This window comes from Solidesulfovibrio sp., from assembly GCF_029978005.1.
GTDB lineage: Bacteria > Desulfobacterota > Desulfovibrionia > Desulfovibrionales > Desulfovibrionaceae > Solidesulfovibrio.
This window is the reverse complement of record NZ_JARKOZ010000144.1, coordinates 42485-67061: the sequence shown is the minus strand read 5'-3', so window position 1 is coordinate 67061 and position 24577 is coordinate 42485. Positions and strand designations below refer to the sequence as shown.

At 68.5% G+C, this 24577-nt stretch carries 21 protein-coding genes and 1 pseudogene; 11 read left to right on the top strand and 11 right to left on the bottom strand.

Annotated elements, in window-relative coordinates; genetic code table 11:
* The first annotated feature begins 452 nt into the window (after nt 1-452).
* Genes Q1K70_RS16470 through hydF form a run of 4 tightly spaced genes read left to right on the top strand, consistent with a single transcriptional unit; the run spans nt 453 to nt 4767 of the window.
* On the top strand, nt 453-1955 hold the full coding sequence (locus Q1K70_RS16470; protein WP_300161739.1) for an aspartate ammonia-lyase: 1503 nt from the start codon (nt 453-455) through the stop codon (nt 1953-1955).
* On the top strand, nt 1955-2545 hold the full coding sequence (locus tag Q1K70_RS16465; RefSeq protein WP_300161736.1) for a hypothetical protein: 591 nt from the start codon (nt 1955-1957) through the stop codon (nt 2543-2545). The genes Q1K70_RS16470 and Q1K70_RS16465 overlap by 1 nt, the downstream gene beginning before the upstream one ends.
* Before the next feature lie 16 nt (nt 2546-2561).
* Nucleotides 2562-3557: a [FeFe] hydrogenase H-cluster radical SAM maturase HydE gene (hydE, locus tag Q1K70_RS16460; RefSeq protein WP_300161734.1), complete on the top strand. Its 996-nt coding sequence runs from the start codon at nt 2562-2564 to the stop codon at nt 3555-3557.
* A complete protein-coding gene (gene hydF, locus Q1K70_RS16455; RefSeq protein ID WP_300161731.1) occupies nt 3550-4767 on the top strand; it encodes a [FeFe] hydrogenase H-cluster maturation GTPase HydF in 1218 nt (405 codons plus the stop codon). The genes hydE and hydF overlap by 8 nt, the downstream gene beginning before the upstream one ends.
* A 4-nt stretch (nt 4768-4771) precedes the next feature.
* Here the strand turns inward: hydF and Q1K70_RS16450 are convergent, their stop codons facing one another.
* On the bottom strand, nt 4772-5617 hold the full coding sequence (locus tag Q1K70_RS16450) for an arylamine N-acetyltransferase (protein WP_300161728.1): 846 nt from the start codon (nt 5615-5617) through the stop codon (nt 4772-4774).
* A 690-nt stretch (nt 5618-6307) separates the two neighbouring features.
* Here Q1K70_RS16450 and cgtA point away from each other — a divergent pair.
* Nucleotides 6308-7435: pseudogene (gene cgtA, locus Q1K70_RS16445) on the top strand (Obg family GTPase CgtA); the annotation flags it as partial.
* Between the two features lie 138 nt (nt 7436-7573).
* On the opposite strand, the gene Q1K70_RS16440 reads toward cgtA, so the two are convergent.
* From Q1K70_RS16440 to Q1K70_RS16420, 5 genes are all read right to left on the bottom strand, one after another.
* The gene (locus tag Q1K70_RS16440) at nt 7574-7729 is read right to left on the bottom strand and encodes a DUF1328 domain-containing protein (RefSeq protein WP_300161722.1); all 156 of its coding nucleotides are present in this window, start codon (nt 7727-7729) and stop codon (nt 7574-7576) included.
* Nucleotides 7730-7889: 160 nt separating this feature from the next.
* Nucleotides 7890-9083 (bottom strand): class I SAM-dependent rRNA methyltransferase, encoded by a 1194-nt coding sequence (locus Q1K70_RS16435; protein ID WP_300161719.1) that lies wholly within the window; start codon nt 9081-9083, stop codon nt 7890-7892.
* A gap of 117 nt (nt 9084-9200) precedes the next feature.
* A complete protein-coding gene (locus Q1K70_RS16430) occupies nt 9201-10598 on the bottom strand; it encodes a sigma-54 dependent transcriptional regulator (RefSeq protein WP_300161716.1) in 1398 nt (465 codons plus the stop codon).
* Between the two features lie 18 nt (nt 10599-10616).
* Nucleotides 10617-11315, bottom strand: coding sequence for a hypothetical protein (locus tag Q1K70_RS16425; protein WP_300161713.1), 699 nt, complete (start codon nt 11313-11315; stop codon nt 10617-10619).
* 63 nt (nt 11316-11378) lie between these two features.
* Nucleotides 11379-13451: an elongation factor G gene (locus Q1K70_RS16420; protein ID WP_300161710.1), complete on the bottom strand. Its 2073-nt coding sequence runs from the start codon at nt 13449-13451 to the stop codon at nt 11379-11381.
* 368 nt (nt 13452-13819) lie between these two features.
* On the opposite strand from Q1K70_RS16420, the gene Q1K70_RS16415 reads away from it, so the two are divergent.
* The 4 genes from Q1K70_RS16415 (at nt 13820) to Q1K70_RS16400 (ending at nt 16954) form a co-directional block, all read left to right on the top strand.
* Complete coding sequence (locus Q1K70_RS16415) at nt 13820-14809, top strand: chromosome partitioning protein ParB (protein ID WP_300161708.1); 990 nt, start codon at nt 13820-13822, stop codon at nt 14807-14809.
* The gene (locus Q1K70_RS16410; protein ID WP_300161706.1) at nt 14806-15930 is read left to right on the top strand and encodes a spore photoproduct lyase family protein; all 1125 of its coding nucleotides are present in this window, start codon (nt 14806-14808) and stop codon (nt 15928-15930) included. The genes Q1K70_RS16415 and Q1K70_RS16410 overlap by 4 nt, the downstream gene beginning before the upstream one ends.
* Nucleotides 15903-16388, top strand: a complete 486-nt coding sequence (locus Q1K70_RS16405; RefSeq protein ID WP_300161703.1) for a hypothetical protein — start codon at nt 15903-15905, stop codon at nt 16386-16388. Before Q1K70_RS16410 ends, Q1K70_RS16405 begins: the two co-directional genes overlap by 28 nt.
* A gap of 92 nt (nt 16389-16480) precedes the next feature.
* A complete protein-coding gene (locus Q1K70_RS16400) occupies nt 16481-16954 on the top strand; it encodes a DUF3859 domain-containing protein (RefSeq protein ID WP_300161700.1) in 474 nt (157 codons plus the stop codon).
* A gap of 136 nt (nt 16955-17090) precedes the next feature.
* Here Q1K70_RS16400 and Q1K70_RS16395 read toward each other — a convergent pair whose 3' ends face one another.
* From Q1K70_RS16395 to Q1K70_RS16380, 4 genes are all read right to left on the bottom strand, one after another.
* Nucleotides 17091-17348 (bottom strand): helix-turn-helix transcriptional regulator, encoded by a 258-nt coding sequence (locus tag Q1K70_RS16395; RefSeq protein WP_300161697.1) that lies wholly within the window; start codon nt 17346-17348, stop codon nt 17091-17093.
* A gap of 26 nt (nt 17349-17374) precedes the next feature.
* A complete protein-coding gene (locus Q1K70_RS16390) occupies nt 17375-18139 on the bottom strand; it encodes a DUF4239 domain-containing protein (protein WP_300161694.1) in 765 nt (254 codons plus the stop codon).
* Nucleotides 18140-18229: 90 nt separating this feature from the next.
* Nucleotides 18230-19084, bottom strand: a complete 855-nt coding sequence (locus Q1K70_RS16385; RefSeq protein WP_300161691.1) for a hypothetical protein — start codon at nt 19082-19084, stop codon at nt 18230-18232.
* A gap of 42 nt (nt 19085-19126) precedes the next feature.
* Nucleotides 19127-20026, bottom strand: coding sequence for a LysR family transcriptional regulator (locus tag Q1K70_RS16380; protein ID WP_300161688.1), 900 nt, complete (start codon nt 20024-20026; stop codon nt 19127-19129).
* Between the two features lie 177 nt (nt 20027-20203).
* Here Q1K70_RS16380 and Q1K70_RS16375 point away from each other — a divergent pair, with 177 nt between their 5' ends.
* Complete coding sequence (locus Q1K70_RS16375; protein ID WP_300161686.1) at nt 20204-20503, top strand: hypothetical protein; 300 nt, start codon at nt 20204-20206, stop codon at nt 20501-20503.
* A 14-nt stretch (nt 20504-20517) separates the two neighbouring features.
* Here Q1K70_RS16375 and Q1K70_RS16370 read toward each other — a convergent pair whose 3' ends face one another.
* Nucleotides 20518-21765: a BPL-N domain-containing protein gene (locus tag Q1K70_RS16370; RefSeq protein WP_300161684.1), complete on the bottom strand. Its 1248-nt coding sequence runs from the start codon at nt 21763-21765 to the stop codon at nt 20518-20520.
* Between the two features lie 137 nt (nt 21766-21902).
* Here Q1K70_RS16370 and Q1K70_RS16365 point away from each other — a divergent pair, with 137 nt between their 5' ends.
* Nucleotides 21903-24572 carry a valine--tRNA ligase gene (locus Q1K70_RS16365; protein WP_300161682.1) on the top strand — a complete coding sequence of 890 codons (2670 nt, stop codon included), beginning with the start codon at nt 21903-21905 and terminating at the stop codon, nt 24570-24572.
* Nucleotides 24573-24577 lie beyond the last annotated feature (5 nt).

The following is a 24577-nucleotide window of genomic DNA, read 5'->3' as shown; positions in this document are numbered from 1 at the left end:
CCACGGGCGCCAGCGGCGAAGCGCCGCATCTTAAGAAGTCTTGTAAAAAAATTCCTTGATTGCCTTTAAGAGGCTTTCAAAGCAAAAATTCCAAGAATTCGCCCCGAAGGGGCGACGGCCCTGTGGGGCCGGAATTTTCCCTGCTGAGCCTGCCGCGAAGCGGCGGCAGCAGCGGGGGAAATTCCGGCCCCACCGACGGACAACCGCCTGCCGACGGACTTCCATCCGGCCAAGCAGGCGAGGGGGTCCGGGGGGCCTCATGCCCCCCGGCCGCCGGAGGCATCTTTTCTTCTCCTCCCCCGCGCCGACGAGCCCGGCCGCCGGGGCAGCCCCGTCAGCGCCACATGATCTTTGTCAGGCTCTATGCTACCAATGCCGCCGCAGCGTTCGCGGCGCGGCCGGATGGTCCGGTCCTTCGCGGGCGCATTGGGTCGCCACTTGGGGAGTCGGTCATGCGACAGGAAAGCGATGCCCTGGGAGCGTTGACGCTCCCCGAGGGCGCCCTTTACGGCATACACACGTTGCGGGCGGCGGAAAATTTTCCCATCTCCGGCCAGCGCCTCTTTCCCGAATTCATAAAAGCCTACGCCCTGGTCAAGGCGGCCTGCGCCCAGGCCAACCTGGAGCTCGGCGGCCTCGACCCCGCCCGGGCCGGAGCCGTCGTCGCCGCCTGCCGCGAGATCGCCGGCGGCGCGCACGCCGACCAGTTCCCGGTGGACCCCTACCAGGGCGGGGCCGGCACCTCGACCAACATGAACGTCAACGAGGTGGTGGCCAACCGCGCCCTGGAGCTCCTCGGCCGCCGGCCCGGCGACTACGCCTTCCTGTCGCCCCTGGACCACGTCAACCTGCACCAGTCCACCAACGACACCTATCCCACGGCCCTTAGGGTCGCCGCGCTCACCCTGCTCAAGGACCTGGAAGCGGCCACGGCCCGGCTCCAGGAGGCCTTCCAGGAAAAGGAGGCCGCCTTCGGCCAGGTGGTCAAGGTGGGGCGCACCGAGTGCATGGACGCCGTGCCGCTGACGCTCGGCATGGAGTTCGGGGCCTTCGCCGAGGCCGTCTCGCGCGACCGCTGGCGCATCTTCAAGTGCCGCGAGCGCATCAAGCAGGTGAGCCTCGGCGGCACGGCCATCGGCACGGGGCTTGGCGCGCCGCGCGAGTTCATCTTCCGGGCCGTGGAGCACCTGCGCCTGCTGACCGGCCTGCCGCTGTCGCGGGCCGAGAACCTGGTGGACGCCACGGCCAACGCCGACCCCTTCGTGGAGGTCTCGGGCATCCTGTCGGCCTTCGCCGCCAACCTGCTCAAAATCTCCTCGGACCTGCGCCTTTTGGCCAGCGGCCCGGCCACGGGCCTGGGCGAGATCCGCCTGCCCGCGCTCCAGGCCGGCTCGTCCATCATGCCGGGCAAGGTCAATCCGGTGGTGCCGGAGTGCGTGGGCCAGGTGGCCCTTCGCGTCATGGCCAACCACCAGGCCGTGACCCTGGTCGCGGGCCTGGGCCAGCTCCAGATCAACCAGTTCCTGCCGCTTCTGGCCCACGCCCTGCTGGAGTCCCTGCGCCTGCTCGCCAGCGCCGCCCGCGTCTTCGCGGACAAGTGCGTGGCCGGCATCACGGCCGACGCGGAGCGCTGCCGGCAGCTCGTGGAGAAAAGCCACGCCCTGGCCACGGTGCTCGTGCCGGCGCTCGGCTACGAGCGCGTCTCCCATCTCCTGGCCGAGGCCGACGCCAAGGGCCTGCCGCTCGCCGACCACTTGGACGCCTCGGGCGTCCTGCCCCGCGACGCGGCCCAGGCGCTGCTCTCCCCCAGGCGCATGCGCAAGCTCGGGTACGAGGAAGGAGACTATGAGGGCCTCCGGCGGCCAGGAGGGGCGCCGCCCCTCCTGGACCTCCCCACCGGGGGGAATGATTCCCCCCGGACCCCCCCGACGGGGGGAGGAAAGGGAGGCGAGTGATGGAATATGGGGAGATTCGGGTCCATGCCGGGTTGGGGGAGGCGCGGCTGCCGGAGCTGGTGGCTGGGGCGGACCGGCTTTTTTTCCACGCCGCCGTGTATTCCAATTTCGCCAGGGACCGGGCCATGGCCGACGCCCTCGAGGCGGCGCTGTCGCGGCCCCGGTTCACGCGCCTGGACGTCGTGAGCTTCGATCCGGCCGCCGGCGCGGCCTACTGGGACGAATTCCGCCAGGTCCTGCGCCGGGGCCTGCCCGAGGTGACCCTGCGCCGGGAGTTCGGCGTCTCGACCGCCTTTTGCGACGACCTGGCCGCGCGCCATCCCGGCCACGTGCGCCTTTTCCGCACCCCCTGCCTGCCCCTGGCCCCCATCCTGCTCGTCGGCGACACGATCCTGGCCGGCCACTACCTCCACGGGCCCGTGCCCGCGCCCCTGGGATTGTGGCTGGCCGTGACGGCGGACGTGGAGGACCTGCTCTCCCGGGCCGAGGACGACGTCTCGCCGGACGTCCTTGACCCGGCGACCAAGGGGGCTTACCGGCTGGTGTGCGAGTGCGTGGCCGCCCGAAGCGCCGCCCGCCGCCTGGCCTGACGCCCGAGGAGCCTCCATGCGCCCTTCCGAGATTTCCCAACTGCTCTCCGGGGCGGACGACGCCGGGCTTTTCTCCGCCGCCGACGCCCTGACCCGCCAGAATTTCGGCGACGAGGTCTACCTGCGCGGCGTCATCGAATTCTCCAACCACTGCGTCAACAACTGCCGCTATTGCGGCCTGCGCCGGGCCAACCGCAAGGTCCACCGCTACCGGCTCGCCGTGGAGGAGATCCTCGCCTGCGCCGCGCTCGCCCGGGAACTGTCGCTGGGCACGGTGGTCGTCCAGTCCGGCGACGACTACAGCTATTCCCGCGAGGACATCGCCCGCGTGGTGACCGGGGCCAAGGAGATCGCCGACGTGGCCGTGACGCTCTCTCTCGGCGACCGGCCCGAATCCGACGTCCTCTACTGGCGCGAGCACGGTGCGGACCGCTACCTGCTCAAGGTCGAGACCTTTGACGAGGCGCTCTACGCCAAGTCCCGGCCGGGGCTCAGGCTCGCCGACCGCCTGGCCCGGGTCGAATCCCTGCGCAAGGCCGGCTACGAGGTGGGCTCGGGCATCATCACCGACCTGCCGGGCATGACCCCGGACATCCTGGCCAGCGACCTGATGCGCCTGTCCGAGCTCGACCTCGACATGATCGCCGTGGGCCCCTTCGTGCCGAGCCCGGACACGCCCTGCGGCGACGCGCCCCCGGGCTCGGTGCTGACCGCCTTCCGGGCCATGGCCGTGCTGCGGCTTTTAAACCCCCTGGCCAACATCCCCTCGACCTCGGCCCTCAATGCCCTGCGCGACGGCGCGCGTGAGCAGGGGCTCACCGTCGGGGCCAACGTCGTCATGCCCTCGCTCACTCCGGAGACCGTCGGCGGCGACTACGCCATCTATCCCGGGAAAAACGCCCTGCGCGCCGATGCCGCCGCGCGCCTGGAAGCCGCACGCGCCGCCGTGCGCCGCGTGGGGCGCGTGCCCTCCACGTCCGTGGGCGGGTCCAAAAGGAGACGTCATGGCTGAATCCGAAGGCAGCAAGGCCCCGCGCGGGGTCAGGCTGGTCATCACCCTGGTCGGGCGCACCAACGCCGGCAAGTCGTCGCTACTTAACGCCATCGCCGGCCAGGACGTGGCCATCGTCTCCGAGGTGGCCGGCACCACCACCGATCCCGTGGCCAAGCCCTACGAGCTGCTGCCGCTTGGGCCCGTGACCTTCTACGACACCGCCGGACTCGACGACACGGGCGAGCTCGGGGCCCTGCGCATGGCCGCCACCCGCAAGGTGCTCTGGCGCACGGACATCGCCGTGGTGGTGGTGGACGCCGCCACGGGCCTGGGCGACGCCGAGCGCGGCGTCGTCGCCGACATCCGACGCCTGGAGATTCCCTTCCTTCTGGTCTTCAACAAGGCCGACCTGGCCGCGCCGCGCCAGGCCGACCTGGCCTGGTGCCGCGACGCCGGCGTGCCCTTCGCCGTGGCCAGCGCCGCCACCGGCCAGGGAGCCGTGGCCGTCAAGGAGGCCGTCATCGCCCTGGCCCCGGCCGAGGCCCTGCGCGAGCCGGTGCTGTGCGGCGACCTCTTCGGCGAGGGCGACACCGTGGTGTGCGTGGTGCCCATCGACCTGGCCGCGCCCAAGGGCCGGCTCATCCTGCCGCAGGTGCAGGTGCTGCGCGAGATCCTCGACGGCGACGGCGCGGCCGTGGTGGTCAAGGAGCGCGAACTGGAAGCGGCGCTGGAAAACATGCGCCGTCCGCCGGCCCTGGTCGTCACCGACTCCCAGGTGATCCTCAAGGTGGCGGGCGACGTGCCCGACGACGTGCCGCTGACCACCTTCTCCACGCTCTTCGCCCGCTACAAGGGCGACCTGCCCACCCTCGTCGCCGGCGCGGCGGCCATCGACAAGCTGGCCGACGGCGACACGGTGCTCATGGCCGAGGCCTGCTCCCACCACGTCCAGGCCGACGACATCGGCCGGGTGAAGATTCCCCGTTGGATTTCCCAGTACACGGGCCGGGACCTGCGCTTCGAGGTCCACGCCGGCCACGACTTTCCCGACAACCTCGAGCGCTTCGCCCTGGTGGTGCACTGCGGCTCGTGCATGCTCGGCCGCATGGAAATGGTCCGGCGCGTCCGGGAATGCGCGCGCCGGGGCGTGCCGGTCACCAACTACGGCGTGGCCATCTCCAAGGTGCAGGGCGTGCTGGACCGCGTGCTGCGGCCCTTCGGGCTGTAGGGCGTCACCGCGACGCGGGCGAGGCCAGGGCCGCCAGGGCCGGTCGCCAGCGCTCCAGGAACGGCAGGCCGAAATCCTCCCGCAGGCAGCGTTCGAAGGCGTCGGCCCCGAGCATCCTGTGCTCGACCGGGACGCCCGGGCGGCGGATGGTGAGCCGGGCGTCCACCAGCACGTGGCGCACGTCGTCCCGGGTGCGGCTCATCACGAGATGCCGGCGGAAGGCGGAGGCCGGGTGGTTGGCGATGAGCCAGTTCGCCGCCGCGATGTCCGCATAGGTTTGGGGGGCGGGGACCAGATCGCAGATCGGCGTCCAGATTCCGCCAAGCAGCCGCTCCAGGCGCAGTTCCCCGTCCACCTCCGTCAGGCGCGCCGGTTCGTGGCGGGTTTCCTGGACGCGCCCCATCTCCAGGCGCAACGGGGCCGAGAGCATGCACGCGCCGAAGCCGACGTCGGCCAGCCAGTCGCCCGCCTCCAGGCGCACGCGCACGGCCATGTGCGTGCGCACGGCCACCTCGTGCAGGGGCCGCCTCCAGCGCGACCGGGCGATCAGGGGATCCGCCCGGAAGCCCAGGCTGCGCAGCGCCCGCAGGAACAGGGAATTCTGCTCGAAGCAGTAGCCGCCGCGCCGCCCGGCGAGGAGCTTGGCGTCCACCGCCTCCGGGTCGATGGCCACGTCCTCGCCCAGGAACACGTCCAACGCCTCGAACGGGATGGACGCCGGGTGCAGGCGGTGCAGTTCGCGAAGCACCTCCAGCGTGGGCTCCCTTGGCCCGTCGTACCCCACCCGGGAGCAGTACGCCGGCAGATCGACCGGCGTGAACCGTTCCTCGCCCAGATACAATCCGCCCATGGGTCCCCTTTTTCGGCCTGCGCGGGCCATGGAGCCGCCGGCCAGGGCTCGCGGCCGGGTCCGCCGCTCCACTCGAAGCCGTTTCTCCCAGGCGCGGCGTTCCCCCACCATCGGTTCGGAGAAAAGGTGCCTCCGCACGAACCAAAAGTCCAGATCGCCCGATGCGGCGCGAAATCTCCCTGCGCTCCCGGGGCATGCCGACTTGGCAAAATCGCGGGCATGCCGTACAAGCGCCCTCCGCCCGGGGCGAAGCGTCTTCTTTTTCCGCAATCATTATTGTTTTACCGTAAAAATGGACAATTCCGCCTTCTGGCACTGCCCTTTCTGTAAACATTAACTTATCGATAATACAGAGTAATTAAAAAATACCCTGGAAAAACAAATTGGCATGTTTTTTGGATTCATACAGGCAGAGCAGACAATACCTCCCTATTGTTCTGACCTCTCCTTCATCTCCCGCGCGGGGGCTCCCACAGAGCCCCCCATTTTTTTCGTCGACGCCCCTTGGTGAAACGGCGCGGACTGGGCTACGAGATTCCCCAGGCGGCCTGCAAGCGCTGCCCCCTGGCCCGGCAGTATCCCTGAGAAACCGCCCGGTGGCGGGACCACGCGGGCCGGCGACGGCGGGAAAAACGTTTTTCCCCATACCACAGACAGATCACGAGGGGGTTGCCCCCGGAGGTTTTTCCCATGCGTTTTGTCGACGAAGCCTGGATCGTGGTCCGCTCGGGCAAGGGCGGCCGCGGCGCGGTGTCGTTTCGCCGCGAGAAGTTCATTCCCCGGGGCGGCCCGGACGGCGGCGACGGAGGCAAGGGCGGCGACATCGTCTTCACGGCCGACCCCGACCTGCTGACCCTGTACGACCTGCGCCTGCGGCGCATCTACGAGGCCAGAAACGGCGAAGGCGGCATGGGCCGCCAGAAGAACGGCCGGGCCGCCGAGGATCTGGTCATCCACGTGCCCGTGGGCACCGAGCTCTACGAGCTGCCCGCGCTCAACGCCGCCCCGGAGCCCGAGGAAAGCCCGGACGACGACGGCGAGATCGAAGGCCTGGTGGTGGACGAGCACGGCTTCGTGCGCGAGGCCCCGGACTTCGAGGAAAATCCGGACCTGATCGCCGAGGAGGACGCCCCGGAGGACGAGGCGCGCCTGCTGGCCGACCTGACCGCCCCGGGCCAGAGCTTCGTGGCCTGCCGGGGCGGGCGCGGCGGCAAGGGCAACCTGCATTTCGCCTCGGCCACCATGCGCACGCCGCGCTTCGCCCAGCCCGGCGAGCCCGGCGAGGAACGCCGCATCCGGCTGGTGCTCAAGGTGCTGGCCGACGTCGGCATCATCGGGCTGCCCAACGCCGGCAAGTCCACCTTCATCGCCGCCGTCAGCCGCGCCCGGCCCAAGATCGCGGCCTACCCCTTCACCACGCTCACCCCCAACCTCGGGGTGATCGAAAACGACTACGGCGACCGGCTGATCCTGGCCGACATTCCGGGGCTCATCGAGGGCGCGCACCTGGGGCATGGCCTGGGCCACCGGTTCCTGCGCCACGTGGAGCGCACGCGGCTGCTCCTGCACGTGGTCTCGGCCGAGGACGCCTCGCCCGAGGGCGTGTTCGAGGCCTTCGACGTGGTGAACGAGGAGCTGCGCCTTTTCGACGAAAAGCTGGCCGAGCGGCCCCAGTTGCGGGTGGTCAACAAGATCGACCTGCTGTCCCCGGAGGAGCTGGCCGCGCGCAAGGCGGCCGTGGCCGACGACGGCCGCCGGGTGCTTTTCATGTCCGCCCTGACCGGCGCAGGGGTCGAGGAGGTGCTGGAAGCCCTGTGGGAAGCCGCCGCGCCGCGTCCGGACGCCGGAGAGGACGAATCGGGCCTGGATTGAGCCTCGCCGCCCGAATGCATGCGCCCCCTGGCCGCGAACGTCGCCGGCCAGGGGGCGCTTGGCGTTTTCGTCGTTTCGGAAGCGTCAGAACAGCCGCTGGATCATGGAAAGCAGGAACAGCACCAGGAAGATGAAAAAGAGGATCTTGGCGATGCCCGCGGCCGTGCTGGCGATGCCGGTGAATCCGAGGATGCCGGCGATCAGGGCGATGATAAGAAACGTGATGGTCCAAGATAGCATACGTTCCCTCCGGTTGCGGACCGGGCAAGGGGAAACCGATTCTCCCCATCGTATCTATTAGGACCTCACGGAGTTTAGGCAAGGCGGCCTGTCCTTCCCCGACGTCCGCTCCGCCCGACCCCGGGGCCGGGCGGACAGGCCGGGCAAGGGGCTTTTGCGCCTACACCCGCAGCAGGCGCAGGGTGAAGGACTTGAGGTATTCGGTCTCGGCCATGGCCGGATGGGCCGGGTGGTCCGGGCCCTGGCGGCCCTGGGCCAGGACCTGGGCCCGCCGGCCGGCGGCGTTGGCCGCCCGCAGCGCCACCCGGCGCTGCTCCCAGGCGTCCACGTGCTGGGAGCAGGAGCAGGTCATGAGGATGCCGTCGTCGGCCAGGACGTCCATGGCCAGGCGGTTGAGGCGCTCGTAGGCCTTGAGCCCCGCCTCCAGGTCCTTCTTGCGCTTGACCAGCGCCGGCGGGTCCAGGCTCACCACGTCGAAGGTCCGCCCCGAGGCGGCGCATTCCTCCAGGAACGCCGCCGCGTCGGCGCGCACGGTTTCCACCTTGCCGGCCAGGCCGTTTCTTGCGGCGTTCTCCTCGGCCATGGCCCGGGCCGCCTCCGAGGAGTCCAGGCACACGACCGAGGCCGCCCCGGCCCGGGCTGCGCGCACGGAAAAGGCTCCGGCATAGGCGAAAAGGTCGAGCACGCTGCGGCCGGCCACGAGCCGGCACAACGAAGTGCGGTTCTCGCGCATGTCGTAGAACCAGCCGGTCTTCTGGCCGCCAAACGCCGGCACGGCGAAGCGCGTGCCCTCCTCGTCGATTTCGAGCCTCTCGGGCGCGTCGCCGTAGACCGTCTGCACCAGGCGCGGCAGGCCTTCCAGCTCGCGCGAGGCCGTGTCGTTGCGCCAGATGACGGCACGCGGCGAAAGCTCGGCCACCACCGCCTCGAGGATCACCTCGCGCAGCGCTTCCGCCCCGGTGGTGGTCAACTGGCCCACGACCACGTCGCCGTAGCGGTCGAGCACCACCCCGGGCAGGTGGTCGCCTTCGGAGAAAAGCAGCCGGTAATGGGGCGTGGCGTAGAAGCGCTCCCGCAAGGCCAGGGCGTCGCGCAGGCGGCCGCGAACGAAGTCCACGTCCAGGCGCGTGTCCGGGTCGCGGTCCATGACCCGGGCGCAGATGAGCGAGCCGGGGCTCACCGTGACCACGCCCAGTGGCCGGCCCCGCGAGGCCGTGACCACGGCGGCCTGGCCCGGCGCGAAGGCGGTCAGGGGCGTTTTCTTCGTGTCCACCTCGTTGCTGAACACCCACAGGTGTCCGGCGCGAAGGCGTCTTTCCTCGTTGTTCTTGAGCGTCAGGATGGGCATGTCCATGCCCGGACGGTACGGCAGGGGCGCGGCCCTGGCAAGGCGCTCCCGCCTCGCGCTCGCGCTTCACGGCCGATACAGCTGACTGATTCGGTCTTCCCGGAAATATCGAAAGAGACCGGGCTAGGCCCTGGTCGGCAGGTTGTACTTGCGAAAGAGGTCGTAGAGCCGCGACGGCGAAAGGCCGCTGAGCTTCGCGCCGCGGACCACGTTGCCGCCGCAGGCGGTCAGCAGTTCGCGCAGGTAGGTCTCCTCGGCCGAGTCCAGGGCGCGGCGGCGGTACTCCTTCCAGGCCGGCACGGCATGGCCGCCCGGCGCGGTCTCGCGGGCCGAGGGTTCGCAGGCCGCGCCGGCGCGCAGCACCTGGATGCGGATCTCGTCGGGCAGGTGCTTGGGGTAGAGCATGGGCTCGCCGCGATGGGCCAGCACCACCCGCTCCATGGTGCTGCCGAGCTCCCGCACGTTGCCCGGCCAGGTGTAGGCGCAAAGGGCCTGGAGGAACTCCTCCGCCACGCCCTTGACCGGCAGCCGGTAGCGCTCGCAAAAACGGTTCATGTAGTGCAGGGCCAGGGGGCGTATGTCTTCGACCCGCTGCCGCAGCGGCGGCAGGGTGATGACGATGGTGCGCAGCCGGTACAGCAGGTCCTCGCGGAACACCCCGCCCGCCGCCATGACCGACAGGTCGCGGTTGGTGGCGGACACGAGCCGGAAATCGCTTTGCAGCTCGTTTTTGGAGCCCACGGGGCGGAAACGGCCGTCCTGGAGCACGCGCAGGAACGTCTTCTGTATGCCCTGGGACAGCTCGCCGATCTCGTCGAGAAAGAGCGTGCCGCCGTCGGCCAGCTTGAAAAGCCCGTCGCGGTCGCGGTCCGCGTCGGTAAACGCGCCCTTGACGTGGCCGAAGAGCACGCTCTCGACCAGCGTCTCGGGCAGGGCGGCGCAGTCCACCACCACGAAGTTGTTGGTGGCGCGCGAGGAGTTGGCGTGTATGGCCCGGGCGAAAAGTTCCTTGCCCGTGCCGGTCTCGCCGGCGATGAGCACCGAGGCGTCGGAATCGGCGGCCTGGGCCACGAGGTCCAGGCTGGATTCCATGGACGGCCCCATGCCGATGATGCCTTCGCGCTTGAGCGCGGCGCGGGGCCGGCGGGCGGCCTTCTGGGCACGGTATTCCAGGGCGCGCGTGAGCGGCAGGGTGACGCGGTTTGGGGTCAGCGGCTTCTGGATGTAGTCCCAGGCCCCGGATTTGATGGCCAGGGCCGCGCCCTCGGGATCGTCCTGGGCGGTGACGATGATGATCTCCGGCGACCCCGGCGCGGCCCGAAGATCGGGCAGCAGGTCCAGGCCGTAGCCGTCCGGCAGCCGCAGATCGAGGAGCACCACGTCGAAGCGGCCCTGGGCGAGCGCCTCCCGACCCTCGGCCAGCGACCCGGCCCAGGTCAGGCCATGCCCCAGACGCCCCATGAGCGCCCCGAAGGTCTCCTTCAGGATGGCGTCGTCGTCGATAAGTAGGATATGAGCCATATTAGAAAACAAAAAACACTAACTAGAGTTACTATCATTCGATGATTTTTTTAAATGTTTATTTGATGCAATCATCAGCGAGATAATTAATGCTATATATTTTGAAAATTTTTCGCTTACAGTACTTAAAAGAGTAATTAGCGCAGCACCTAGACTTACAAGTGAAGCGATCGACCATGCGCTCAATTCTTTCTTATTCACCTTGTCAACGATATTTATTCGTTTCACACCGGATATTCTTCCTTCGACTAAGTCTTCTGAAAAATATCCTGAAAAATTAGTTACATAAAATTTAACAGTGAAATAATCATCTGGATTTAAAAGCAATTTTTCAAGCGATACAGAATTATTGTTTGTTATTGAAAATTCTGGATTCAATTGCTTTGGGCTGACCTTAATAATAGTTGGCTTTATGACGATATCGCCAGCGAAGTGTATTCGTATATTATCAATAATATCATCTGGCCTTATTGGTGCGTTCCCGTTATTCAAAAACGTCAACTCTATAATCGTCAGAGAGTCTATAGGCCTTGCCTTGTACAAAAGCTCAAGCCCGTCAATCTTATTGCTTCCCAAAGACGCAATAGCAACATTTGAATCAACATTAACAGTCAGAGATTTGTTTTCCTTTTGCCAATACTCCCAGATTAAAAGAGCACCACCAAGGGTTATTAAAATAAAAACAAACTGCGATATCAGCTTTTTTACAATGTTCATTTGCAATTTACAAAGCAATAGTGCGGGCGTTATGAAGTATAACGCCCGCACTCCTTTTCTGTCTTACTCTTCCTTCTTCTTGCTCTCCGCGATCACCTTTTCGGCGATGGGCGGCGGGCATTCCTCGTAGTGGTCGAAGGCCATGGTGAAGGCTCCCTGGCCGCCGGTCATGGAACTCAGGGTCTTGGCGTATTCCTGCATCTCGGCCATGGGCACGTGGGCCTGGATTTCGGTGATGCCGCCGGTGGAGTCCGAACCCAGCACCTTGCCGCGCCGGCTGGACAGGTCGCCGATGATGTCGCCCATGTATTCGTCCGGGCAGCTCACGGACACCAGCACGATGGGTTCGAGCAGCGAGATCTTGAGCTTCTCGCAGGCCGCCTTGAAGGCGATGGACCCGGCGATCTTGAACGCCATTTCCGACGAGTCCACGGTGTGGAAGGTGCCGTCGTAAAGCGTCACCTTGAAGTCCACCATGGGATAGCCGGCGAGGTAGCCGCGCGCCGCGGACTCCACCACGCCCTTGTCCACGGCCGGGATGTACTGGCGCGGGATGGCCCCGCCCACGATGGCGTCCACGAACTCGTAGCCGCCGCCGCGCGGCTGGCCTTCCATGCGGATCCAGCAGTCGCCGAACTGGCCGCGCCCGCCGGTCTGCTTCTTGTGCCGGCCCTGGACCTCGACCTTGCCCTTGACCGACTCGCGGTAGGGAATCTTCGGGGCCTTGAGCACCGGGCTCACCTTGAAGCGGCGCTTGGCCTTCTCCACGGCCGTCTCCAGATGCGTCTGGCCCATGCCGGAAAGGAGAATGTCGCCCGTCTCCTCGTCACGGGTGATGGACAGCGTGATGTCCTCGTCCAAAAGCTTGGACATGGCCGCGAAGACCTTGTCCTCGTCGCCCTTCTCGGCCGGGGCCAGGGCGTAGGAGATCATGGGCGGCGGCAGGACCGGCGCGGGCACGATCACGGGCTTTTTCGGGTCGCACAGGGTGTTGCCCGTGGCCGTGTCCTTGAGCTTGGCCAGGGCCACGATGGCGCCCGGGCCGGCCGGCTCCTTGGAGATGACGGTTTCCTTGCCCAGCGGCAAAAGGATCTGCCCGGCGCGCTCCAGGGTGTCGGTGACGGGATTTTGCAGGTCCTGGTTGGTATTGAGCGTCCCCGACAGCACCCGGGTCATGGAGAGCTGGCCGGCGAAGGGGTCGAAAAGCGTCTTGAACACGAAGGCCACCACCGGGCCGGACTCGGAAGCCTGGATTTCCCCGCCGTCGGCGGTGGGGATGACCTTCGCGCCGCCGGGGCCTTCCAGGGGGCCGGGCAGGAAGTTCTCCACGGCGGTCAAAAGGCGCGCGCCGCCCATGTTTTTGAGCGCCGCGCCGCAGCACACCGGGCACAGCATGCCAGAAAGGGTGGCCTTGTGGACCGTGGCCAGCAGTTCCTCGGTGGATATCTCCTCGCCTTCGAGGTAGCGCTCCATGAGCTGCTCGTCGGCCACGGCGATCTCCTCGACCATGGTCTCGCGCAGCGTCTCGACCTCGTCGGCCATGTCGTCGAGAACCGGGCCCTCGGTCACGCCGCCCTTGTCGTCGAAAAGGTAGGCCTTGCCCTCCAGGACGTTGACCACGCCCTTGAAGTTCTCCTTGGAGCCGATGGGCAGGTTCTGGATGTAGGTCTTGACCCCGAGCTTCTCGCGGATGCCGGTGAGCGCCATGTCGAAGTCGGCCCGGTCGCGGTCCATTTTGTTGATGAAAAAGACGGCGGGCAGGCCGAGCTTGGCGACCTCGCCCCAGAGCTTTTTGGTGAGCGGCTTGACGCCGTCCACGGCGTCCACCACGAACACGACGCCGTCCACGGCGCGCAAAAGGAACGGCAGGTCGCCGTTGAAGCTGCCGTCGCCCGGGACGTCCAGGAGAAAATGCCGGTTCTTGTTGAAAAGGTAGGTGGCCAGGCCAGGCTGGGTGCTGCCCCGGCGTTTGATTTCCTCGGGCTCGTAGTCGAGCGCCGTGGTCCCCTCCTCGATCTTGCCAAGGCGCCCCACGGCTCCGGTGGTAAAAAGGAGCATTTCGGCCACCGAGGTTTTGCCGCATCCGCCGTGGCCGATCAGGGCATAGGTGCGTTGGCTGGCAAGGTTGTCCGACATTCCCTTCTCCCTTGTTGTCGCGTTCGGTAACTGCTCAACATGCCGACATGTGTGCAACCCAAAGACGCAATTGGCGCATCCGCAAAAAACACGCGGTTTCGTGCGTGGACGACGCGAGGCGCATGGCGGGACGGAACCGCCGGACGGCGGCCCGCAAGCGCCCTATGGCCAGCCGCCGGGGAGGCGGCTTGAGGTCTTTTGCGAACCAAGAGAAAGAACGGGGCGCGATTTCCGGCCTTTTCGGGCCATTGCCGGCCCCTGGCTTTTGCGCGAGATTAGGCATACTGAGGCAGGCGTCACCCCCTTGTCAAGACGACAACTCCTTGAAATCATAAATTCTACGGGAAAACCGTAATAAAACCGACACCGTGCAGCCACTCTTTTTACACCCGCGCGATCTGGACCTCGATGCCCTTCACCTTTTCTGGGCCGCGCCGCCGGACGCCGTCCTGACCGCCTCCCTGGCCACGCTCGGCCAGACCACCCCGGCCCTGGCCTTCGCCGCCGAGGGCCGGCCCATCCTGGCCGCCGGCGCGCGCCGGGCCCTGGCCCTCCGGGAGAGGCGCGGCCGCACCCTGGCCGCCGTGGTCCTGGAGGAGCGGGACATGGAGCCGGACCTGGCCGCCCTGCCCCAGGCCCTGCGCCTGGGCGCGGTCTACCTGGCCTCCAACCTGGGCCGAACGGTCACCGACGCCATGGCCGTGGCCGCCGGGCGCTACTTCGTCGCCGCCGGCGGCCCGGAGGCCTTCGAGGCGCTCGCCGCGCCGCGCCTTTTTCCCGAAGGAGACCGCAGACGGGCGCTGGTCGGGCAATGGCTGGCCCTGCCGCCGTCCCTGGACGCGCTTCTGGCCTCGGGCAACCTGCCGCTCGGCGCGGCGGGGCGGCTGGCCGCCCTGGACGACGCCTCCCGCCAGGCGCTTGCGCCGCTTTTTCATGCCGTGCGCTGGTCCCGGGCCAACCTGGACAACGCCCTGACCTGGCTCGTCGAGGCGGCCCGGCTGGCCGGCGAGCCCCCGGCGGCCATTCTCGGCCGCTGCGGCGCGCTGGATCTCCCCGGCCGGGGCCTTTCGCCCAACGACCTGGCCGCCGGCGTCCTGGCCGCGCTTCGCCGGGCGCGCTATCCGGCCACCACCACCCTGGAGGCCCGCTTCGCGTCGCTTTCCCGCGCCGTGACGCCCAAGGGCAGCAAGGCGCGCCTGTCGCCGAGCCAGGGCTTCGAGGCCGACGCCGTGACCGTGACGGCCACGGCCAGAAGCCCGCAGGAGCTGGCCAAAATCGCCGCCGACATCGCGGCCATGGCCGCCGCGTCCGAGCTGCCGCGCCTTTTGCGCGTGGCCCATGAGGACGACCCGGCATGACCGCCGCGCCGTGGGACATCACCCTGCTCGCCGTGGACGCGGCCGTGGCCGGCTCGGCCATGGCGCTGCGGGCGGCCGCCGCCCTGCCGGAGGCGAAACAGATGGTCCTTGCGCCCGGCGAAGCGTCGCCCGAGGCCCCGGAGGGCGGCCGAGCCCTGCACGTCAAGGCCCATAAGGGCCGGTTTTTGCGCCCCTGCCCGGCCACGCGCCACTACCGCTGCTGCGGCTACCAGATCGTGCACATCGGCGAGAACTGCCCCATGGACTGCTCCTACTGCATCCTGCGGGCCTATTTCCGGGACCGGACGCTCACGGCCTTCGCCAACACCGGGGACATGTTCGAGGAGCTCGGCCGGACCTTCGGCCGGGACCGCAGCCGACTTTTCCGCGTGGGCACGGGCCAGTTCGCCGACTCCCTGGCGCTGGAGCCCATAACCGGCCACACCAGGGAAATCCTGGGCTTTCTCAAGGGGTTCGACAACGTGGTCCTGGAGCTCAAGTCCAAGACGGCGGACCTCTCCTGGCTGGAGGCCGATCCGCGGCCCGACCGGGTGCTGCCGGCCTGGTCGCTCAACGCCCCGGAGATCGTGGCCGGCCAGGAACGCGGCACCGCCTCCCTGGAGGCGCGCCTGGCCGCGGCGAGGACCTGCGTCGCGGCGGGCTTCCGGGTGTGCCTGCACTTCGACCCGGTCTGCTTCTTCCCGGGCTGGGAGGCGGGCTACGCCGCCGTGGTGGACATGATCTTCGACCACCTGCGCCCGGCGGACATCGCCTACATGAGCCTGGGGTCCTTCCGCTGCCTGCCGGAGCTGCCGGGAAGGCTTGCCGCCGAGGGCCGGGAGCTGCCGCTTTACATGCTCGGGGAATTCACCCTGGGCGCGGACGGCAAGAAGCGGCTTGTGCGTCCCCTTCGCGTGCGACAATTCCGTTTCATGGCCGGCAGGCTCGCCCGGCACGGCTTCACCCGGGGGCTGTATTTCTGTATGGAATCCGACGAGGTCTGGCGCGAGGTCCTCGGCCGCACGGCCCGGGACCTGGGCGGATTGTCCGCCCATCTGCTCGACGCGGCCCGCAACCGTGGAGGTGCGCCGTCATGCTCGTGGACTACGCCGAAACCCTGACCAGACTGGAACGGGCCCTGGGCCGCAGCTACGCCGAAACGCCGTCGATCCTCAACGTCCCCGGGGCCTCGGCGGCCCTCAAGCTCGACCCCTTCTACTACCTGGCCCTGCGGCCGGTCTTTTTCGAGCTGCTCGGCAAATGGGCGGCCGTGCCGCCGTCCCGGGTCGAAGAGACGTTCGCGCGCACGGGCAACCTGGTGCTCGGGCCGGGAAAAACGCGTTATCCCCGGCCGCTTACGGCATTCGAGGAAGGCACGGGCACCCGGTTGCAACTGACGGCGGATTTCGTGCCCGCGGCCTGCATCGACCGGGCCGTGGTCATGTACGGCGGCAGTCCCGGGCCGTTGCCCGTGGCCGGACTGCGTCTTGCGGCGGATCAACGGGAGGCGCTGGCCGCCTTTTTTGCGGAAACCACGCCCCTTGCCGCCCTGTGCTTCGGAGAGCCCGCCGGGACCTGAGACGCGGCCCGGCCTCCCTTGACACCGCCGGCGCTTGGGGTCATGTGGGCAAACATAACGAACATACGGCTTGGCCGTTCCGGAGGATGCGCGTGAAACGCCTGCTTGCCATATTGCCCATGCTGTGCCTGCTTCTGGCTTCCTGTTCCTCGACGCTCAACTTCTTCGGCTTCGGGGGCAAGGACGAAAAACCGCAGGAACCGACCATCGTCCTCGTGGATTACGGCATCTACGACGGCTCCGGCGCCCTGACGCTGGCCACCACCTCCGTGCCCCGCAAGCTCGGCACCACCTTCGGCATGCGCTTCCGCACCCTCAAGCCCGAGGGCGGCACGTCCAAGGTGAAGGTCGTCACGGCCTCGCCCGGCATCATCGATCCGGCGAAAAACGCCGTGGTCTTCAACACCGAGTCCACGGTCGACGTGGTCACGGGCAAGGAATACAACTGCACCTTCACCTTCGAGAAGGAATGGGAGATGGCCAGCGGCGACTGGACCCTGACCGCCACGGCCGAGGACGGCTCCCAGGTCAAGAAGACCTTCCAGGTCTTCAACCCGCAGCAGTAGCCCCGGCTTTGCGGCATGACGCCGGTCATGCCCTGACGCGCACGACGACGCCGCAAAGCGCAACGGATTTCCGCGCGCTGCGCCTCCGACCGGGAGGCGCGGCGCGTTTTCGTTTCCCGTCCGCCGGCCCCGCCGGTCAGCCGTCCTGGCGCAGGACTTCCCAGTCCACGTCCAGGGCGGCGGCGACCTTTTTCAGGGTGGCCGCCCGGGGCCTGGCCTTGGCCGCCTCGAACTGGGCCACGGCCGCCGGGGTCACGCCCAGGCGGCGGGCCAGCTCCTCCCGGGACACGCCCAGATGCTCCCGCCAGGCCCGTATGGCCGAAAACCCGTCCCGGCGCAGCCAGGTCACTTCGGTGGGCGTCGCCCCACCGGACGACGCGTCGTGTTCTTCCAAGATTCCCTCCCCGGGACACGGCCGGCTCACAGGCCGCCAAGGCTGCGCATCATCGCCGCCGCGCCGGCGAACTTGTCCGGCGCGATGCGGATGATGCCGGAATACGGCGTGTCCAGCTCGTAGAGCAGAAAGATGTTGCCGAGCACCATGGCCAGCATCATGAGCATGAAAAAGAGGTCGCTGGTCCGATGGTCGGTGTCCAGGAAATAGAACCCGGCCACGGTGAAGGCCACGCCCATGTAGATGATGGCCCAGATGGGCGAATAGAGGTTGCCGTTGATGAACAACAGCCGCTGATGCCGCAATTTGTTCAAATTGATCAGCTGGTTGAGCATGACGACATAGACGCTGTGGCTGACGCCGCCGCGCGGGTCGGCGGTCTGCAGCCGCTCCCAGATGCGCTCGTACAGGGCGTCGGCCCCGTCCGTGGGTTTGCCCTCCCGCATGTTCTTCCAGCCCTCGCCGGCGACGAAGGTGACGTAGTCGAGCAGCGACCGACGCAGCTCGTCCGTTCCGGGCATGGTCAAGGACAGGCGGTATTCCACCACGAGCAGGTCCGATTCGTTGGTGATGGCCGCGTCGGCATGGTTGTAGTCCTGCCACAGCGAGACCACGGCAAAGCCCAGAAAGAACGTGTAGAGGGTGGTGAAGAACCCGAAATTGGTGGCGAAAAGGGTCCGCTGGGCAATGGACATGCCGCCGCACCGGCGGCGGCGGAAGACCTCGAGCAAGGCCACGCCCGCGCCCACGGCGCACAGCACGTACAGCAGATATTTGACGTCGTCGTACATGAGGCCTCCGGGAACGGTCGGCGACGCCTCCCCGGCGCGCCGGGGCGGGGCGGGAAGGCGTCGCGGTCGGACGGCGGCCTCTCGATGCCGCTAAGGCCGCGTCCGGGAAGCGGCGACGAACGGCACGAACGTCTCGCCGTCCTGGCGGTAGAGGTCCATGGCCGCTCCTTCCCCGCCGCTCACGCGCACGGCCAGCTCCAGGCCGCCGGCGGTGCGGAAGGCGAAAAGCGGCGTGTAGCCGGCCACGGGAAATTCCCCCCCGTCGTCCTCGCGCCAGGTGCCGCCGGGATCTGCCGTGGCCGGGTAGTCCAGAAAAACCAGTTCCCGGGAGTCGGCGTAGGTCAGCGTCGCCAGCTCGTCGCGCCCCCTGGGCGCGAACCGGGCCAGGGACAGCACGCCGCCGCCCTCCACCGAGGCCACCTGACGGCACCACAGCACGGGCCGCCCGGCCCGGGCGGACAACGCCCCCCGCAGCCGGGCCGGACACTCCCGGCCGTCCAGGGGGCTCACCCCGAGCACCTGCCGCTCGGCCAGAAAGCCGTCCGTGGCCACGAACACGTCGCCGCCCGGTCCGACCTGGCCGCCGGCGGCGAACAGCGCCCCGGGCGTCTCGTGAAAATCCGCCACGCCGTCGCCGTCGGCGTCGCCGCCCCGGCGCACCCCGGCAAAGCTCAGGGGCACGACCCGGCCGGGCGCGGCCACGGCCTTGCGAAACCCTTTCATGCCCCGAGCCAGCCCCGTCTCCACCGGCACGAGCACCTGCTCGCCCTGGGCGTCGGCATAGCCGAACGCGCCGCCGGAAAAGACCTGGTTCGCCGAGGGGTCGTCCTCGTCGTGATTCGATTGGGCCAGGGCCATGACCGCCAGGGTCATGACCAGGGCCGCCAAGCCGCACGCGACCCGCCAGGGGAAAAACCCCTGGTCGGGCGTCGTCGTCTCGCCCATAAGTGCGCTTCCTTCTCCCGCGATGATGCCAAAACGGCCGCCTCAGCGCCGGTGCGCCGGCAGCCCCCAGACCACGGCCACGGCTTCGGCCACGGCCATGATCACCCGATCCTCGGCCCGGTCCCGACGATGGACCAGGGACAACCCCAGGGTCAGCCCCTCGCGCTCCCACAGACAGACCTCGCCGGCGGCGGCGGCGTCCAGGGCGTCGTCGCGGCGCAGGAGCGTGAGCCCCACGCCGGCCGCCACCAGGGTGCGCAAGGTGGCGTCGCTGTCGCCGCACATGACCTTGTTGACCACGAGGTCGCGGCAGGAAAACGACGCCTCGAGCAGGAACTGGAACGGGCAGCGCTCCGAGAACCACACCCAGGGCAGGGCGGCGATGGTCTCCCAGTCCGCCCGGCGCATGCGCTCGGCAAAGGACGTGGGCCCGACCACGGCCATGGGCACGTCCTCCAGGGGCTGGGCCGCCACCTCGTGTCCCGGCTCGATGATGTTGTCGTAGACGAACCCCAGGTCCAGCTTCTCCTGGCGCACGGCGTCCAGGATGCGCGGCGAACTGGAATTGACCAGATGGATCTCCACCCCGGGGTGCCGCCGGCCGAGCACGGCCAGCAGTTCCGGCACCCGCATCCGGGCCGCTTCGTTGTTGAGCCCGATGCGGGCCACGCCCGTGACCTCGCGCCGCAGCTCCCCGGCGCGATCGCGCACGGCGTCCAGGCCCGACAGAGCCCGCCTGGCCTCGTCGAGCAGGGCCCTGCCCTCGCCCGTCAGACGCATGCCCCTGGGGGTGCGCACGAAAAGCGGCACGCCGAGCTCGTCCTCCAGGCCGCGCACATGGGCGCTGACCGCCGGCAGGCTGGCGTGGAGCCGCTCGGCCGCCCTGGTGAGGTGCTCTTCCTCGGCCACGGCCACGAAGGTCCGCAGATGGTAGTATTCCACAACGCCCCTCCCGGCGTCGCGTCGCCCGGCCTTCAGGGAAACGGAAGCGGCGCTTCCGTCATTGCGATTGGATCGCCTCCCCGCCGGCCTGCTACATCCGGTACTTCCTGGCCTATGGCATACGCCCGGGCCTGCGTAAAGACCGGGCGCGACCCCTTTTCACGGGAGGAAAAGACCATGTCCGTTGTCAAGAAGATCCTTGCCGGCGCGGCCCTGGCGGCCGTCGTTTGCCTGCTCGCGGCCCTGGCCGAAGATCCTGCGGCGAGCCCGGGCGCGCCCGCGCGATCCGCCGCCGTCGTCCCGGCCCGGGCCGACCTGGCCGAGGCGGTCTTCGCCATGGTGCTGGAAAACGCCAAGAACGGGGGCATGCCCCTGGCCGAGCCCATCACCCTGTGCCAGGCCTGCGCCGCCGCCCACCTGGGGCTGCCGGACGGCGTGGTGCGGGAGCGCTGCGCCCGGGCCTGCGCCCTGCGCTGACGCCGGCCGGCGTTTCAGGAAAAAAGGCGCAGCAGCAGCCCGTCGAGCAGGGCGGCCAGTTCGCCGCACAGCCCGCCGCCGCCCGGCGGGGAGCCGAAAAGCTCCTGACGTTCGGCGGCCAGGTCCGTGGCCGGGCACTTGGAGCCATTGACCAGGGATAGGGTGATCTCCAGGCGCTGGGCCGGGAAAAACGTCAGCAACCGGTCGACGAAGCCTTCCAGGCGCGCGGCGAATTCCGGTCCGGCCTGCCGCCAGTATTCCCGGGCGGCGCCGTTGGGCGGCAGGGCGGCCGCGCCGGCCAGCATGCCGGCCAGGCTCGACAGGGAAAAGCCGGGCATGCCCGGCCGCCAGCCGAGCAGCCAGGCGTTTCGCCGGAAAAGCAGCCGGGCGTCCAGGCCGGAGCCCACGGCCCTGGCCAGGGCGCGCCGGGCGGCGGCCAGGTGGGGATCGTCGAAGCGCGCCGGCTCCGTCTCGGGGTCCCAGGCCGGCACGGCACGGCCCAGGCGGTCCTCCCGGGTCAGCAGCCCCAGGATGTGGCCGAACCAGGCGTTGGCCCCGGGCGAGTCCGGGGTCTCCAGATGGGCGTGGGACAGCACGTAGCGCCCCTGCCCGAAACGTCCGCTCAGCACGCAGGCCCCGCCGTCGAGAAAGGCCGGCGGCAGGCGCAGGCCGAAACGCTCCCGGCAGGCGGCGAGCCTGGCCGCGTCCATGGCCCCCAGGGCCACGTCGGCCAGCATCAGGTCCGGCCCGGGTCCGACGTAGGTCGCGGCCACCATGACGTCGGGATCGACCCCGCCGAGCGGCGGCGCGAACCCGGCCGGCCACCACACCGGCACGGAAAGGTCCTCCGGGGCCGACGGCGGGCACAGGGCGGAATCCGGGTCCAGGCGCAGCCGCACGTGGCCGCTGACCAGGTGCTCCAGCCGGTCGGCGAAGGTCCGGCGCGTCCAGGAGCAAAGCCGCAGGCCGTCGGCGTGGGACAGGGCCAGCCCCGCCCCGCCGCAGATGCCGAAATAGCCCCCGCCCCCGGAGACGTAGTCGCGCACGGCCCGCGCGCCGTCGTGCCCCAGGGCCTCGTGCTTGAGCCGGGCGAAGCCGCCCGGCACGACGAGCAGCCGGGGCGCGTCGCGCGAAAGCGCGCCCTCGGCCACTTCCCGGCAGGTCACGGGCGAAAAGTCCGCGCCGACGGCGGCGAGCCCCCGGCAGGCAAGCAAACCCCACAACTGCGAATGGTCCCACAGGACCCGGATGGACGCGGCCATGGGAAAAGCCTAACGGGAGAGCGAGCGGCCGGCAACCCGCCCGTGGCCCCGGCCGGGCCGTGACATTGGCCCCGATCTTTTGTATCCAGGGCCGCCGAAGCGGCGCGACGCGCCGCGTTTTTTCGAAGGAGCGCACAATGACCAGCGAGGCCCTCTCCAAGGGATACGAGCCGGCCGACGTCGAAGCCCGTTGGATCGCGTACTGGCAGGACGAAAAGACCTTCACCCCGGACCCCGACGGCCCGGGAGAGCCCTACAGCATCGTCATCCCGCCGCCGAACGTCACCGGCGCCCTGCACATGGGCCATGCCTTGAATGTCACCATCCAGGACATCCTGTGCCGCTACCACCGCCAGCGGGGCCGCAAGGTCCTGTGGGTGCCGGGCACGGACCACGCCGGCATCGCCACGCAAAACGTGGTGGAGCGGTCGTTGGCCGCCGAGGGCAAGTCCCGCGAGGAACTCGGCCGCGAGGCCTTCGTCGAGCGGGTCTGGAAGTGGCGTGAGGAATACGGCGGCAAGATCCTCAACCAGATCAAGCGCCTGGGTGCGTCCGTGGACTGGACCCGGGAGCGCTTCACCTTTGACGAGGGCCTCTCGCGCGCCGTGCGCGAGGTGTTCGTGCGCCTGTACGAAGAGGGACTCGTCTACCGGGGCGACTACATCATCAACTGGTGCCCGCGCTGCCACACCGCCCTGGCCGACCTGGAAGTGGAATACGCCCCGCACATCGGCAAGCTCTACCACATCCGCTACCCCGTGGAGGGCATGGAAGACACCTTCGTCACCATCGCCACCACCCGGCCCGAGACGCTGCTCGGCGACACGGCCGTGGCCGTGCATCCCGAGGACGAACGCTACAGGGAATTCGTGGGCAAGCACGTCGTCCTGCCCCTGGTCGGCCGGCGCATCCCCATCATCGCCGACGCCTATGTGGAACGCGAGTTCGGCACCGGGTGCCTCAAGGTCACGCCGGCCCACGACATGAACGACTTCGAACTGGGCCGCAAGCACGGCCTGGAAGTCATCTCCGTCATGGACGAGGCCGGGCGCATCAACGACAACGCGCCCGAGAAGTACCGGGGCCTGGACCGGCAGGCCGCGCGCAAGGCCGTGATCGAGGACTTAAAGGAGCTCACCCTCCTCGACGACATCCGCGACTACGAGCACAACGTGGGCGAGTGCTACCGCTGCCGCACTGTCATCGAGCCCTACGTGTCCAAGCAGTGGTTCGTCAAAACCGGCCCGCTGGCCAAGGTGGCCCGCGAGGCCGTGGAACGCGGCCATACCACCATCCTGCCCGACCAGTGGACCAAGACCTATTACGACTGGCTCGACAACATCCGCGACTGGTGCGTGTCGCGCCAGATCTGGTGGGGCCACCGCATTCCGGCCTGGACCTGCGACGCCTGCGGCGAGCTCATCGTCTCGCGCGAGGACCCGACCACCTGCCCGGCCTGCGGCGGGACGCTGCTCACCCGCGACCCGGACGTGCTGGACACCTGGTTCTCCTCGGCGCTGTGGCCGTTTTCCACCATGGGCTGGCCCGACGAGACCAAGGAGCTCAAGACCTTCTACCCCACCTCGGTGCTGGTCACGGCCTTCGACATCCTCTTTTTCTGGGTGGCCCGCATGATGATGATGGGCCTGCACTTCCGCCACGAGGTGCCCTTCAGGCAGGTCTACATCCACGCCCTGGTGCGCGACGCCGACGGCAAGAAGATGAGCAAGTCGCTCGGCAACGTCATCGACCCCCTGGTCATGATGGACCGCTACGGCACGGACGCCCTGCGCTTCACCCTGGCCGCCTTCGCCGCCATGGGCCGCGACATCAAGCTCTCCGAGGAGCGCATCGAGGGCTACCGCCACTTCGTCAACAAGCTGTGGAACGCGGCCCGCTTCGCCCTCATGCACCTTTCCGGCGGCGCGCCGGAGCTGCCGCTCGCCGAGGCGGCCAAGGCCGGGCTGTGCCACGCCATGATCCTCTCGCGCCTGGAGCGGCTCAAGGAGACGGTGGCCAGGGCCGTGGAGGGCTACCAGTTCAACGAGGCGGCGCAGGAGCTTTACGCCTTCTTCTGGCGGGAATTCTGCGACTGGTACCTGGAGATGGCCAAGGTGGACCTCGGCGGCGAGGACGAGGCCAAAAAGGGCGCGGCCAAGCGCGTGCTCCTGACCGTGCTTTCGGAAGTCCTCACTCTGCTCCACCCCTTCATCCCCTTCGTCACCCAGGAGGTCTGGAGCAAGCTGCCGGGCGCGGCCGACCCCAACCTGGCCCGGGTCCCCTATCCGCCGGCGCGGCCGGAGCTGGTCTCCGACGCGGCCGAGGCGGACATGGACCTACTCAAGGCCGTGGTGGTCGGCGTGCGCAACATCCGGGCCGAGCTCAACATCAACCCCGGGGTCAAGCTCACGGGGCTTGTGCACACGGAAAACGAGGCCCAGGCGGCGTCGCTTTCGGCCAACGCGGCCATGATCGTGTTTCTGGCCAAGCTCGAGACGTTCACGGCCGGCCCGGAAGTGATCGCGCCCAAGGCCTCGGCCTCCACGGCCGCCGGCGCGTGCGCGCTGTTCGTGCCGCTTTCCGGCGCGGTGGACTTCGACGTGGAGTATCTGCGGCTGTCCAAGGAAGAGGTGAAGACGGTCAAGGAACTGACCGTGGTGGAGAAAAAGCTCGGCAACGACGACTTCGTCTCCCGCGCCCCGGCCGAGGTGGTGGCCAAGGAACGCGAGAAGCAGGAGGCGCTGGGCGAACGCCTGGCCCGCCTTCGCGAGCTCAAGGACCGCATCAAGAAGCTCATGGCCGAGTAATCGGC